This is a genomic window from Flavobacterium cutihirudinis (genome assembly GCF_003385895.1).
GTDB classification, from domain to species: domain Bacteria; phylum Bacteroidota; class Bacteroidia; order Flavobacteriales; family Flavobacteriaceae; genus Flavobacterium; species Flavobacterium cutihirudinis.
In genome coordinates, this window is sequence record NZ_QRDQ01000009.1 from 674,583 (window position 1) to 688,302 (window position 13,720).

The 13,720-nt window shown below is 33.2% G+C and carries 13 protein-coding genes; 11 read left to right on the forward strand and 2 right to left on the reverse strand.

Annotated elements, in window-relative coordinates; genetic code table 11:
• Positions 1 to 6: 6 nt before the first annotated feature.
• From trpB to BD847_RS13745, 9 genes are all read left to right on the forward strand, one after another.
• Complete coding sequence (gene trpB, locus BD847_RS13705) at positions 7 to 1,188, forward strand: tryptophan synthase subunit beta (RefSeq protein WP_115888831.1); 1,182 nt, start codon at positions 7 to 9, stop codon at positions 1,186 to 1,188.
• 70 nt (positions 1,189 to 1,258) lie between these two features.
• Positions 1,259 to 1,579, forward strand: a complete 321-nt coding sequence (locus BD847_RS13710; RefSeq protein ID WP_115888832.1) for a gamma-glutamylcyclotransferase family protein — start codon at positions 1,259 to 1,261, stop codon at positions 1,577 to 1,579.
• A 7-nt stretch (positions 1,580 to 1,586) separates the two neighbouring features.
• Positions 1,587 to 2,324: a carbon-nitrogen hydrolase family protein gene (locus tag BD847_RS13715; protein ID WP_115888833.1), complete on the forward strand. Its 738-nt coding sequence runs from the start codon at positions 1,587 to 1,589 to the stop codon at positions 2,322 to 2,324.
• Between the two features lie 105 nt (positions 2,325 to 2,429).
• Complete coding sequence (trpA, locus tag BD847_RS13720) at positions 2,430 to 3,191, forward strand: tryptophan synthase subunit alpha (RefSeq protein ID WP_115888834.1); 762 nt, start codon at positions 2,430 to 2,432, stop codon at positions 3,189 to 3,191.
• A gap of 68 nt (positions 3,192 to 3,259) precedes the next feature.
• A complete protein-coding gene (locus tag BD847_RS13725) occupies positions 3,260 to 3,925 on the forward strand; it encodes a hypothetical protein (protein WP_115888835.1) in 666 nt (221 codons plus the stop codon).
• 175 nt (positions 3,926 to 4,100) lie between these two features.
• Positions 4,101 to 4,730 (forward strand): TetR/AcrR family transcriptional regulator, encoded by a 630-nt coding sequence (locus BD847_RS13730; RefSeq protein WP_115888836.1) that lies wholly within the window; start codon positions 4,101 to 4,103, stop codon positions 4,728 to 4,730.
• Entirely contained in the window at positions 4,720 to 6,060 is a 1,341-nt protein-coding gene (locus BD847_RS13735; RefSeq protein ID WP_115888837.1) for a TolC family protein, read from the forward strand. The genes BD847_RS13730 and BD847_RS13735 overlap by 11 nt, the downstream gene beginning before the upstream one ends.
• Before the next feature lie 12 nt (positions 6,061 to 6,072).
• Positions 6,073 to 7,152: an HlyD family secretion protein gene (locus BD847_RS13740; RefSeq protein WP_115888838.1), complete on the forward strand. Its 1,080-nt coding sequence runs from the start codon at positions 6,073 to 6,075 to the stop codon at positions 7,150 to 7,152.
• Positions 7,153 to 7,157: 5 nt separating this feature from the next.
• Positions 7,158 to 8,747: an MDR family MFS transporter gene (locus tag BD847_RS13745; RefSeq protein ID WP_115888839.1), complete on the forward strand. Its 1,590-nt coding sequence runs from the start codon at positions 7,158 to 7,160 to the stop codon at positions 8,745 to 8,747.
• A gap of 314 nt (positions 8,748 to 9,061) precedes the next feature.
• Here the strand turns inward: BD847_RS13745 and yaaA are convergent, their stop codons facing one another.
• On the reverse strand, positions 9,062 to 9,820 hold the full coding sequence (gene yaaA, locus BD847_RS13750) for a peroxide stress protein YaaA (RefSeq protein ID WP_115888840.1): 759 nt from the start codon (positions 9,818 to 9,820) through the stop codon (positions 9,062 to 9,064).
• 388 nt (positions 9,821 to 10,208) lie between these two features.
• Between yaaA and BD847_RS13755 the strand changes: the two genes are divergently transcribed.
• Both BD847_RS13755 and BD847_RS13760 read left to right on the forward strand, forming a co-directional pair.
• The gene (locus BD847_RS13755; protein ID WP_115888841.1) at positions 10,209 to 11,669 is read left to right on the forward strand and encodes a CCA tRNA nucleotidyltransferase; all 1,461 of its coding nucleotides are present in this window, start codon (positions 10,209 to 10,211) and stop codon (positions 11,667 to 11,669) included.
• A gap of 13 nt (positions 11,670 to 11,682) precedes the next feature.
• Positions 11,683 to 12,708, forward strand: a complete 1,026-nt coding sequence (locus tag BD847_RS13760) for a COX15/CtaA family protein (protein ID WP_115888842.1) — start codon at positions 11,683 to 11,685, stop codon at positions 12,706 to 12,708.
• Positions 12,709 to 12,933: 225 nt separating this feature from the next.
• On the opposite strand, the gene BD847_RS13765 is transcribed toward BD847_RS13760, so the two are convergent.
• Positions 12,934 to 13,701 carry a LytR/AlgR family response regulator transcription factor gene (locus BD847_RS13765; RefSeq protein ID WP_115888843.1) on the reverse strand — a complete coding sequence of 256 codons (768 nt, stop codon included), beginning with the start codon at positions 13,699 to 13,701 and terminating at the stop codon, positions 12,934 to 12,936.
• Positions 13,702 to 13,720: the final 19 nt, after the last annotated feature.

The window sequence follows — 13,720 nt, forward strand, 5'->3', positions numbered from 1 at the left end:
AAAAAAATGAGTTTTAACGTCAACGAAAAAGGATATTACGGAGAATTTGGAGGAGCTTACATTCCTGAAATGTTATATCCAAATGTAGAAGAATTACGCCAAAAATACTTAAGTATAATGGACGAGCCTGATTTTAAAGCAGAGTTCAACCAATTACTAAAAGATTATGTCGGACGCCCAAGTCCGTTGTATTTTGCAAAACGTTTATCTGAAAAATACAACACCAAAATTTATCTAAAAAGAGAAGATTTAAACCATACAGGAGCACACAAAGTAAATAATACTATCGGACAGATTTTGCTTGCGAAACGTTTAGGTAAAAAAAGAATTATTGCCGAAACCGGAGCTGGTCAACATGGTGTCGCGACAGCAACAGTTTGTGCCTTAATGGGAATTGAATGTATTGTTTACATGGGCGAAATCGACATTGCACGTCAGGCGCCAAATGTCGCTCGTATGAAAATGTTGGGTGCTGAAGTTCGTCCCGCACTTTCAGGCTCAAAAACATTAAAAGACGCTACAAACGAAGCCATTCGCGATTGGATTAATAATCCGGTAGATACACATTATATTATCGGATCGGCAATTGGACCTCATCCTTATCCGGATATGGTAACGCGTTTTCAAAGCATTATTTCAGAGGAAATCAAATGGCAGTTAAAAGAAAAAGAAGGACGCGAAAATCCTGATTATGTAGTCGCATGTATTGGTGGCGGAAGTAACGCTGCCGGAACCTATTATCACTTTCTACATGAGCCAACAGTTGGAATTATTGCGGTTGAAGCTGCTGGAAAAGGTGTCGATAGTGGTCACAGCGCAGCCACAAGTAAATTAGGAAAAGTTGGTATTATTCACGGTTGTAAAACCCTTTTAATGCAGACTCCTGACGGGCAAATTACAGAACCTTATTCGATTTCGGCAGGATTGGATTATCCGGGAGTTGGACCATTGCACGCGCATTTAGCACAAACCGGACGTGGCGAATTTTTCTCTGTTACCGATGATGATGCGATGAACGCCGGACTTCAAATAACAAAATTAGAGGGAATTATTCCGGCCATCGAAAGCGCGCATGCATTTGCTGTTTTGGATCAAAAGAAATTCAAACCCACAGATGTTGTTGTAATCAGTCTTTCAGGTCGTGGCGATAAAGATTTAGACAATTATATTGATTACTTTAAATTGTAATAAAAATTGTAATTTGGACATTGGTTTTTATAATTGCTAACGCTAACAAATAACGAGAAAAATCATAAACATGGAACTATTATTCTCATACGGAACACTAAGATCGAAACAAATTCAGATGCAGATTTTTAACAAAGTTTTGAGTGGAACTCCAGATCAAATACTGGGTTACAAGCTAAAAAGTCTGCAAATAGAAGAAGAATTTGGAATGGCAGATTACGTTGTGGCAATACCAAGTGAAAATTTAACGGAAAATATACATGGTGTCGCTTTTGAAATTTCAAACACAGATTTATTAAAAGTCGATCAATTCGAATCTAACTCCTATAAAAGAGTTCAGGTAAAATTAAAATCCGGAAGAACAGCTTGGATTTATACGGAAAATAAATAATTAAAAAATGATTTTAGCGGCAGCACAAACCAAACCAAAACGTGGAAACATTGCTTCAAATTTATTAGACCATTATCAGCTTATTGAATTGGCTGCACAAAATGGGGCTCAATTAATTGTTTTTCCAGAGATGTCAATTACTGGTTATGAAAGAGAAAATGCTCTGGATCTGGCTTTCGCCGAAGATGATTACAGAATAGATCACCTGAAAGATTTAGCTACTGATAATACTATTACCATTGTTGCCGGTGCTCCAATTTTAATCGAAAATCAGCTATTTATTGGCGAATTTATTATTTCTCCAAACGATTCGGTTTCTATTTATACAAAACAATTTTTACATGAAGGCGAAGATCAATTTTTCCAATCTTCGTTTGATAATAATCCGATGCTTGAAATTGAAAATCAGAAAATTTCATTTGCAATTTGTGCTGATATCGATAATCCAAAGCATCCTGAAAATGCTAAAAAAAATGACGCAGATATTTATATTGCGAGTATTTTCTTTTCGCCAAACGGAATTCCGAACGCATACAGAGATTTACAGAGTTATGCTGAAAAACATAAAATGAATGTTTTAATGTCAAATTTCAGCGGAGAATCATGGGGTTCAGCATCAGCAGGACAAAGTGCTTTTTGGAATAATAAAGGAGAATTAATTGGACAAATGAATGACTCAGATTCAGGATTATTATTGGTCGAGAAACAAAATGATAATTGGACAACTAGAATTATAACCGTTTAATTTCCTGCAAGGTTTTCGAAACCTTGTAGGTATACATAAAAATTACTCAAAATAAAAACCTACAAGGTCTCGAAAACCTTGCAGGAATGAAAAAACGATATTAAAATGAACAGAATAACTCAAAAATTACAAGAAGATAAAAAGATACTTTCTATCTATTTTTCTGCAGGATATCCAAATTTGAATGATACGGTTCAGATTATTCAGGATTTAGAAAAAAACGGAGTCGATTTAATCGAAATAGGATTACCATTTAGTGATCCTTTGGCAGACGGACCAACGATCCAGGCGAGTTCTACACAGGCACTTCATAACGGAATGACAACTCAAATTCTTTTCGACCAGCTGAAGAACATCCGCGAAAGCGTAAAAATTCCGTTGATTATTATGGGATATTTTAATCCGATGTTGCAATATGGCGTTGAAGCTTTTTGTGCAAAATGTGCTGAAATTGGAATTGACGGTTTAATTATTCCAGATCTTCCGGTTGATGTTTATGCTGAGGAATACAAAACTATTTTTGAAAAATACGGATTAATAAACGTGTTTTTGATTACGCCTCAAACTTCAGATGAACGTATTCGTTTTATCGACAGCGTTTCAAACGGATTTATTTATATGGTAAGTTCTGCGAGTGTTACGGGGTCGCAATCTGGTTTTGGAAATACTCAGGAAACTTATTTCGAAAGAATTGGAAACATGAATTTGAAAAACCCTCAAATTGTTGGTTTCGGAATTTCAAATAAAGAAACTTTCAATCAGGCTACGAAATATGCTAAAGGCGCAATTATTGGAAGTGCTTTTATTAAACATTTGAGCGAAAGTGGAAGCGGAAAAATTGCTGAATTTGTTGGAGAGATTCGATAATTAAAATTCTAAAAAAATTAATGAAATGTTTTAAAACGTTGTTATTTTTAATAGCTCTCTTTTTAAATATGAGTTGTGATTTCAGTTGGAAAATTTCAGAACTTTTTGTTCAAAAAATTGAAAATTCTTCTAAAGTTATTTATAAATACGACGCTTGGGGAGGACGCGATTCACACAAATTTGGATATGTTATTCTAGATTCAATTGATGTATTTGATATTAATAATGCGGAATCATTACCTTTTCAATATTTTGAAACTATTCCGACAAAACAAAATATTTCTGGTGTTATCTGCGAAGAACTTGATGGCCAGATAACTCCTGAAAAAATCTTTATACCTTTAAAAATTAAGAATAGTGAAGAAAAGGGAATTAAAATTAAAGCTAAGATTTTTCAAAATGAAGGTTTTGTACTTAGAACTCAAGGTTACAAACAATATCAATTTGAAACATTTAAAGAATCTCGAGACAGTCTTTTCTTTTATAATTTAAATGATATTACAAGTATGGAACCTGAACATTTGGATATTTTGAAATTCAAAAAGACAAATATTTTCATCAGGACAAAAATCTCAAATATTGTTTCAGAAATATCAATTGAAGATTTAAAAGTATCGCAAAAAGATGAAATTATTTCTAATATACGATATGATCTAACTCCAAAAAACAAAACTAAAATTAGCTCATTTTCTAATATAGGAATTTTCAAAGAAGTAAAACTACCTAAAGATTAATTAAAATATTAAGCCTGAAAAAATAGAGTTTTCAGGCTTTTTTACTTTAAAGTATAAAGCATAATTTAACATAAATTATCGAAACCGATTTATGTTAATATTATGTTAAAATAAAATTAAACAAGCGTTTAAATTAAACAACTGTTTAATTTTGCATTCGATTAGAAACAATACCATGTCAAACATCGAATTGAACGATAAAAAAATTCAGATTCTTGAGGTTGCAGAAAAGCTATTTTCTGAGAAAGGATTTGAAGGGACTTCTATACGGGACATTTCAAAACATGCAAAAATTAACATTGCCATGGTTTCGTATTATTTTGGTTCGAAAGAAAGACTTTTAGAGTCTTTAATCATTTACAAAACTTCAGATTTAAAGCTTCAACTCGAAAATTTGTTGCACGAAAATATCGAACCTCTTGATAAAGTCAATAAATTAATCGAAATTTACATTAATAGAATTAGCTGTAACAAAGGCATTTTCAGAGTTTTACATTTTGAACTTACCTCAAAAAAGATTGAAAAAAGTCTAATTGCTTTTTCAGAATTAAAAAGGGAAAATTTAAAATCTGTTGAAACTATTATAAAACAAGGCCAAGATAAAGGTGTTTTTCGAAAAGATGTCATCATTCCGCTAATCACGCCAACAATAATTGGAACTTATTTTCATTTTCATATGAATAAATTTTTCTTCGAAGAATTACTAAATCTGAATACCGAAGAAATGTATAACAATTACATAAAAACCAGTCTCACAAGGCACATTCAACAAACTATAAAAGCGCTACTTGTTTATGAAAATTAGTCAATTAATGCTCTTTGGAGTTTTCTTTATAGGAATATCTTCATTAGAAGCACAAGAAAAAACAAGTTTAACCTTAGACGAAGCCGTAAAACTGGCTTGGGAAAAAAGTAGTGAATCTTCACTTGCCAATTCTAAGGTAAACTCAAAAAAATATGAATTGCAAACTGCAAAAGACAGTCAGTATCCTGATCTTAAATTGTCGTCACAATATCAATATTTTCCAACAGCAAACATTCACATGGAATCACAATCTAGTGATAATTCTTCTGATGGTTCTGCCGGAGCTGCTCCAAAAATGAATCAAGTTGTTTTTGCTCAAGCGGGAGTTACAATGCCACTTTTTTCTGGATTTAAAATTCAGAATAATGTTGACCTTCGTAATAATATGTACTTGGCAGAAAGTGCTAGTGCAGTAAAAACTAAAGAAGATGTTGCTTTACGTACGGTACAGTATTATACCAACTTATATAAAGCACAAAAAAGTCTTGAATTATTAGAGGAAAACAAAAAAAGTACACAACAACGTGTAACCGATTTTATTGAATTGGAGAAAAACGGAATCATTCCAAAAAATGACCTTTTAAAAGCGCAATTGCAACTTTCGAGAGTTCAATTATTGGTTGATGAAGCTAAAAATAATGTGAGTATTACAAATTATTATTTGGTAACCCTTCTTAAAATGGATCCAAATACTAAAATTGTTGTTAATGAAGCTGATTTAACGAAGTTTGAGCCTCGTGTTTTACAATCTGATACGCAAATTGCATTAGAAAACAGAAAAGATTTAGAGTCTGTTCGCTTACAAAGTAAAGCTAGCGAAAACAATATAAAGATTGCAAAAAGCAGCTACTATCCTTCAATTGTTCTTTTAGGTGGTTACGCTTTATTAGATGTTAAAAACTTTGTAAATGCTACCAATTTAACCAATGTTGGAGTTGGTCTTTCTTACGATTTGTCTGGTTTAATAAAAAACAGCAACAATGTTAAAGCGGCTGAAAGCAAATCTGAAGAAGTTAAACATTCTGAAGAAATTTTGACCGACCATATTAAAGTACAAGTTCAAAAAGCAGCTGAAGATTATGATTTAGCGATTAGTCAAGATGCAGTTTTTGAACAAGCTGTGGCTCAAGCATCTGAAAATTACCGTCTTGTAAAAGATAAGTACGATAACGGTTTATCAGATACAAATGATTTACTTGAAGCAGATGTAGATCAATTAAGTACACAAATTAACAAAGCATTATCAAAAGCCAATATCATTCAGAAGTATTATGAATTGCTTACGGCAACAGGACAAATTTCACAATCATTCAATCTTTCTAAAATATAATCGATAGCTCTCATGGAAAAGAAAAAGACAAATAAAAAATTCATCATCATACTAACCGTTTTGGTTTTAGTGGGAGGAACTTACGGAATATCAAAATACTTACACTCTCAGGCACACGAAGAAACGGATGATGCTCAAATCGAGAAAAAAATGAATCCTATTATTCCTAGAGTTTCAGGATACATTAGTAAAGTTTATGTGAAAGATAATGATTTTGTAAAAAAAGGAGATACTTTGTTTACAATCGACAAGAGAGATTATCAGTTGAAGATTGATGAAGCAAATGCAGCATTATTAGGAGCTGAAAGCCAATATGAAGCAGCAAAAGCAGATATTGGAAGTGCTAACGCAAGTATTTCTGTTTCTGATGCTCAAATGAGATCTGCAAGCGGTTCTATCGAAAGCGCTAAAATTAGATTGAGACAGCTTACAAACGATTACAACCGTTATAATAATTTGTATAAAACGCACACAATTACAAAACAACAATATGAGCAGGCTTTAACAGCAAAAGAAGAAGCTGAAAATCAAGTGCGTGTTTTGGAACAACAACAAAGAGCAAGTTCTTACCAAAAATCGGTTATCGAATCTAAATCTAAAGCTTCTGATAAACAAACTGAAGTGGCAGCAGCTAATATTAAAAGAGCTAAAACAATGTTGGACGTAGCGCATTTAAATCTTACTTATACTGTAGTAACTGCAGCGATCGACGGTCAGGTTTCTAAAGTTGATATTCAGCCAGGACAATTAGTTCAACCAGGACAATCTTTATTTTATATTATTAATAACAACGAAGCTTGGGTTGTAGCAAACTTCAAAGAAACACAATTAAACAAAATGGTTGTGGGACAAAAAGTAAGCTTAAAAGTTGATGCTTATCCAAACTATGAATTCAAAGGAATTGTAACTTCATTTTCGCCTGCTACAGGATCTCGTTTTTCATTATTACCTCCTGATAATGCAACAGGAAACTTCGTAAAAACAATTCAGAGATTACCTGTAAAAATTAGTTTAGATCCTTCAAACGATCCTGAAAAAGTAAAATTATTACGCCCAGGAATGAATGTAGATGTAGACGTACATTTGAAATAATATAAATGGCAACAGCAGTACAAGCAGACGACGATTTAGTAGAATACGGCTACAGACGTGTGATCATTACGATTACGGCAGTACTTTGTGCATTGCTGGAAATTGTAGATACTACGATTGTAAACGTAGCGCTGACAGATATGCGAGGAAGCCTTGGTGCAACCCTGACTGATGTGGCGTGGGTAATTACAGCATACGCAATTGCGAATGTTATTGTAATTCCGATGACGAGCTGGCTATCGCAGCAATTTGGACGACGTAATTATTTTGTGGCTTCGATCATAATTTTTACCGTCTGCTCCTTTTTGTGTGGTAATGCCACAAATATTTGGGAACTTGTAGCCTTCCGATTCGTACAAGGTATGGGTGGTGGAGCGCTACTTGTAACAGCCCAAACGATTATTACAGAAAGTTATCCTGTTGCAAAACGTGGAATGGCTCAAGCTATTTACGGAATGGGTGTAATTGTTGGTCCAACTCTTGGTCCGCCATTGGGAGGATATTTAGTAGATAATTATTCTTGGCCTTATATTTTCTATATCAATATTCCATTAGGGATTATTGCTACAATTTTGGCTTTAACTTTTGTTAGAAGTCCGAAATACGGAGAAAAATTAAAAGCCAATCAGGTAGACTGGTGGGGAATTATTTTGTTGAGTACTTTTATTGGATCTTTACAATTCGTATTGGAACACGGACAACAAGACGACTGGTTTAATGATTCTTTAATTGTTACACTAAGTGTTGTAACGGTTCTTGGATTGGTATTATTTATATGGAGAGAGCTTACTTATAAACATCCAATCGTAAACTTAAGCGTTCTAAAAGATGGAAATTTAAGAATCGGGACTGTAATGTGTTTCATTCTTGGTTTTGGTTTATATGGCTCAACATTAATTATCCCAATTTACACGCAATCTATTTTAGGATGGACAGCAACTGATGCAGGATTATTATTAATTCCGGGATCTATCACAACGGCTATTATGATGCCATTTGTTGGAAATATGATTCAGAAAGGTGTGCCACAAGGTTATATGGTTGGAGTAGGATTTTTAATTTTCTTCTTCTTTACCTTTATGATGTACAGCCGAATGACTCCAGATACTGGTGTAGAACATATGTACTGGCCATTAATCTTAAGAGGAATTGGTTTAGGATTACTATTTGTACCTATTACAACACTGTCGCTTTCTACTTTGAAAGGAAAACAAATTGGTGAAGGTGCTGCCTTTACCGGAATGATGAGACAGTTGGGTGGTTCTTTTGGTATTGCTATTATTACCACTTTTATAACACGTTTTAGCCAATCTCACAGAGTAGATCTAATCAATAATTTAGATCCAGCCAAATTTGAAGTGCAGCAACGTCTTGCAGGAATGCAACACGCTTTTATGGCAAAAGGTTATAGTGCAGATGTTGCTTTAAAGAAAGCCTATCAAGCTATCGACTATTCTATAATGAAGCAAAGTACTGTAATGGCTTATATGGATATCTTCCTTTATTTAGGAATTATGTTTTTATGTTGTATACCGATTATTCTCTTTATCAAAAAAGGGAAGAACAAAATTAGTGCAGCCGACGCAATGCATTAATAATAATAATTTTATAATACGCAGAAACGCCGAATTCTCAATTGAATTCGGCGTTTATTTTTTATAGTCGCAGTTCTCAGTCTCAGTTTTCAGTTTTCAGTTTATAAACTTTTGTGCTCTTTGCGGTTAAAGAACTTAGGAATTTAGAATCTTTTTATTTCATCTCTTCAGGGATTGAAATCCCTGCCTACAATATGTACCGAGCCTTCAGCTCTCTAATAGAAAACCTTAGAACCTTAGTTTCTTAGCGGCTTAGAATCTTTTAAAAAAACCTCTGAACCTTTGTCACTTTGCCCCTTTGTAACTTAAAAAAATCATCTTGTAAAAACCAAATGATTTCCTTTTGAAAGATTCGCATCAAACTGATATCCTTCGTAATTGAAACCTTTTAAATCATCAATCGTTTCAGCGTTGGTATCAATAATATAACGCACCATCATACCTCTCGCCTTTTTCGCAAAGAAACTGATCATTTTTAGTTTTCCGTCTTTATAATCTTTAAAGTCCGGAGTAATTACCGGCACTTTTAAAGCTTTTACATCAACAGCAGAAAAATATTCATTACTTGCCAAATTGACAAACAACTCGCCTTTTTTCAATTCCTTGTTTAATGCTTTTGTTACTGTTGGTTTCCAAAATTCATGAAGGTTTTTAGATTCTCCAACCGGCATTTTTGTCCCCATTTCTAAACGGTACGCCTGCATTAAATCTAAAGGTTTTAAAAGACCATAAAGTCCCGATAATATTCTTAATTTATCTTGTAAAACATCTAATTTCTCTAGCGGAATTGTATAAGCATCTAAACCTGTATAAACATCACCATCAAAAGTATAAACAGCTGGGCGTGCATTTTCTGGTGTAAAAGGAGTTTTCCATTCTTGATTTCTTTTCCAGTTTAAATCCGCAAGTTTATCTGAAATTGACATTAATTCAGATAATTCAGATGGCTTTTTCGTTTTTACTACTTTATGAACTACTCTTGCTTCTTTTAAAAATGAAGGTTCAGTATATTGAGATGTTGGTAATTCTTTTTCGAAATTTAATGACTTCGCTGGAGATATAACAATTTTCATGTGTACGTTTTTGTATGTTTCAAAAATACAAATTGAATTTCTAAAAAACAGATTATCGTAATTGATTTGTTTTATGATATTATAAATGATTTTTTTCGCCACGAATTACACTAATTTCCACTAATTATTTTTTACCTAGATTATAAAGTTTTTTTTGCCAAAGATTAAAAAGTTTCACACAGATTTTTTAATCCATTTAATCCTTTTAATCTGTGGCAGAATAAAAAATAAATTCGTGAAAATTCGCGAAATTCGTGGCAGCTCCTTCTCGATTCATAAAAATTGATGCTTCAAAATGTGAAATTGTTCAAAAAAGTGAGCTGTAGATTATAATAGGCATTTTCTATGTTGTAAATTTGCATGCATTTTATTTCTACTTAAATTTAAAATGCATTTTTATTCAAAAATTGAATTCGTGGCTATACAAACAAACTATAAAACTGCTCTACAAAACAAAATCTTCGATATCATTTCGAAAGCTTCTCAGGAATTAAACGTTGACTCTTATGTAATCGGCGGATTTGTTCGTGATTTAATCTTAAATCGAGGTTCTAAAAAAGACATTGATGTTGTTGCAGTTGGAAGCGGAATCGAATTAGCCCTTAAAGTTTCGGATTTACTTCCTAATAAACCAAAAGTTCAGGTTTTCAAAACTTACGGAACCGCAATGCTTCGTTTTGAAGATACTGATATAGAATTTGTTGGCGCACGAAAAGAATCTTATAATCGTGACAGCAGAAATCCTATTGTAGAAAACGGAACACTTCAGGACGATCAAAACCGTCGTGACTTTACTATAAATGCATTGGCTTTATCGTTAAACCAAAATAGTTTTGGAGATCTTTTAGATCCATTTGATGGTTTAACCGATTTAGAAAACAAAACGATCAAAACGCCTTTGGATCCTGATATTACGTATTCTGATGATCCTTTGCGTATGCTTCGTGCGATTCGATTTGCAACGCAATTGAATTTTGAAATCGAAGAAAATTCATTAAACGCGATTACAAAAAATGCGGATCGCATCAAAATTATTTCCGGAGAAAGAATCGTTGATGAATTGAATAAAATTCTTTCGACACCTAAACCGTCAACCGGATTTTTACTTTTATACAAAACCGGACTTTTAGATCTTATTTTGCCTGAATTAACTGCACTGAATCAGGTAGAGGAAATTGAAGGTCATACGCATAAAAACAATTTTTACCACACGCTTGAAGTTGTAGATAATATTTGTCCAAATACAGATGATGTATGGTTACGTTGGTCGGCATTACTTCATGATATTGGAAAAGCGCCAACAAAACGTTTCAACAAAAAACAAGGATGGACTTTTCACGGACATGAATTTCTTGGTGGAAAAATGGCCAAGAAAATCTTCGAACGTTTGCATATGCCATTAAATCACAAAATGAAATTTGTGCAAAAAATGGTTATTATGAGTTCGCGCCCAATTGTTTTGGCACAGGATCTTGTGACTGACAGCGCCGTTCGTCGATTGGTTTTTGATGCAGGCGAAGATGTAGAAAGTTTAATGACATTATGTGAAGCAGATATTACAACCAAAAATCCAGCGAAATTCAAAAAATATCACAAAAACTTTGAGCTTGTCCGCAAGAAAATTGTAGAAGTTGAAGAGCGTGATCATGTTCGTAATTTCCAACCGCCAATTTCTGGTGAAGAAATTATGGAAATGTTTGATTTAAAACCTTCACGCGAAATTGGAGTTTTGAAAGAAGCCGTAAAAGAAGCTATATTAGAAGGAGATATTCCAAATGAGTATCAGGCGGCTTATAATTTTGTGATTAAAAGAGCCGAAAAGTTAGGCTTGAAAAAAATAGAGAAATAAGTATTTTAATAAAATGAAAAAAGAGAATAAATCAGTAATCATTTGGTTACTATCAGGTTGTGTTTTATTGTTTTTAATGGTTGTCGTGGGCGGTATCACACGTTTGACCAATTCAGGTTTATCCATGACCGACTGGCATTTGGTAACCGATACTTTCCCGCCATTAACGGATGCAAAATGGCAAGCAGCTTTTGACGAATACAAGAAGTTTCCTGAATATCAAAAAATCAATATTCATAACGATTTTCAATTAGCCGATTATAAATTCATCTATTTCTGGGAATGGTTTCACCGTTTCATTGGTCGTATTATTGGTTTGGTTTTCTTTGTTCCTTTTGTTTACTTTTTAATCAAAAAGAAATTAGATACTGATACTATCAAAAAATGTGTTGTTCTTTTGGCAATGGGCGGTTTTCAAGGATTTCTTGGATGGTTCATGGTAAGAAGCGGATTAATTGATAATCCGGATGTTAGCCATTTCAGACTTTCATTACACTTAACTTTTGCGTTCATCACTTTTGCATACACACTTTGGGTAGCGCTGGATTTGATTTATCCTGAAAGAAATATCCATAAAATATTACCGCTTCGAAATATTGCGCGTTATGCTTTAGCAGCTTTATTAATTCAGATTATTTATGGTGGTTTTGTGGCTGGTTTAAACGCCGGATTAATTCACAATCACTGGCCTTTAATGAGTGACGGAGAATTTATTCACGAATCGGTTTTTATTGAGCAATCTTCTTTAATCAAAAATTTAATCGAAGGAAAAAGCGGTGTTCAGTTTGTGCACAGAACTTTTGCTTATGTTGTCGTTGCGATTATTCTTTTTCTTTTCTTTAAAAGCAAAAAATTCTCCCTTACACAAACACAATCAAACGGAATCAAAACTTTAGTTGCTTTTGTTTTCATTCAGTTTCTATTGGGCGTTTTTACTTTATTGTACAGTGTACCTTTGGCTTTAGGATTGATTCACCAAATTATGGCATTTTTCCTTTTAAGCGCAATGACGTATACTTTGCACCGATTGAGCAAATAATTAAAAAACTATAAGACATAAAAAAATCCTTCATTTCGAAGGATTTTTTGTTTTTAAATAATGCCTATTGATGTTTCCAATCTTTGTCTGACTGGATTGATCCCGAAGCTTCGGGACAGCCCTACAAAATGAATCGAGCCGTTGGCTCTTTATTTAGATTGTTTTGAAAATTGTAGTGAATAAAGTATTATATAAAACTGGGATCTATTAAAAATAGAATCAATTTTATCCCAGCCAAGCTTTAAAATCTTGCACTTTTTCGCGGCTTACAATTACCTCATCTTCTTTATAGGTTGGCAAAATCACTTTTAATCGTGAATTGGTATAAACCTGAATTTCTTTAATTGCTTTCAACGGAACAATAAATTTTCTGCTTACGCGAAAGAAATCCTTCTTGTCTAATTCCTGCTCTACAATTTCCAGAGTTGAATCAATCAAATAATCTCTGTTATCGTACGTATGAATATATGTTCCTTTATTTTCGCTAAAAAAACATTCGATTTCATCTGTTGTAATGACTTTTAAATGCTGACCAATTTTAACCGTAAATCTTTTTTTATAAGTCTTTTCAAAAGGATTTGACAACATTTGTCGAATCTGTTCAAAATCCAATTGCAGATTTGAAGTTTCGGTCGCTGCTTTAGGAATTCTCGATTTGTATTTTGAAACTGCAACTTCAAGATCCTCTTCATCAATTGGTTTTAGAAGGTAATCAATACTATTAAGTTTAAAAGCCTTTAAAGCATATTCGTCGTATGCTGTCGTAAAAATAATAGCACTTTTGATATCTATCATTTCAAAAATTTCAAACGACAAACCATCTGATAATTGAATATCCAAAAAAATCAAATCAGGATGTGGATTATTTCGAAACCACTGAACAGATTCCTCAACCGAATGAAGCATTGTTTCTACTGTTACATCAAGTTTTTCGAGTTTTCTTTGCAGCAATCGTGCCGCTGGTTTTTCGTCTTCTATAATTAATGTGATCATTTACTATATTGCAAAATTT

Excerpts from the sequence above, each read along its gene's own strand:
- BD847_RS13735 (WP_115888837.1), top strand. The coding sequence starts at position 4,720 with ATGAAAATTAGTCAATTAATGCTCTTTGGAGTTTTCTTTATAGGAATA.
- yaaA (WP_115888840.1), bottom strand. The coding sequence starts at position 9,820 with ATGAAAATTGTTATATCTCCAGCGAAGTCATTAAATTTCGAAAAAGAA.
- BD847_RS13740 (WP_115888838.1), top strand. The coding sequence starts at position 6,073 with ATGGAAAAGAAAAAGACAAATAAAAAATTCATCATCATACTAACCGTT.
- BD847_RS13730 (WP_115888836.1), top strand. The coding sequence starts at position 4,101 with ATGTCAAACATCGAATTGAACGATAAAAAAATTCAGATTCTTGAGGTT.
- BD847_RS13725 (WP_115888835.1), top strand. The coding sequence starts at position 3,260 with ATGAGTTGTGATTTCAGTTGGAAAATTTCAGAACTTTTTGTTCAAAAA.
- BD847_RS13715 (WP_115888833.1), top strand. The coding sequence starts at position 1,587 with ATGATTTTAGCGGCAGCACAAACCAAACCAAAACGTGGAAACATTGCT.
- trpB (WP_115888831.1), top strand. The coding sequence starts at position 7 with ATGAGTTTTAACGTCAACGAAAAAGGATATTACGGAGAATTTGGAGGA.
- trpA (WP_115888834.1), top strand. The coding sequence starts at position 2,430 with ATGAACAGAATAACTCAAAAATTACAAGAAGATAAAAAGATACTTTCT.
- BD847_RS13755 (WP_115888841.1), top strand. The coding sequence starts at position 10,209 with ATGCATTTTTATTCAAAAATTGAATTCGTGGCTATACAAACAAACTAT.
- BD847_RS13765 (WP_115888843.1), bottom strand. The coding sequence starts at position 13,701 with ATGATCACATTAATTATAGAAGACGAAAAACCAGCGGCACGATTGCTG.
- BD847_RS13710 (WP_115888832.1), top strand. The coding sequence starts at position 1,259 with ATGGAACTATTATTCTCATACGGAACACTAAGATCGAAACAAATTCAG.
- BD847_RS13760 (WP_115888842.1), top strand. The coding sequence starts at position 11,683 with ATGAAAAAAGAGAATAAATCAGTAATCATTTGGTTACTATCAGGTTGT.
- BD847_RS13745 (WP_115888839.1), top strand. The coding sequence starts at position 7,158 with ATGGCAACAGCAGTACAAGCAGACGACGATTTAGTAGAATACGGCTAC.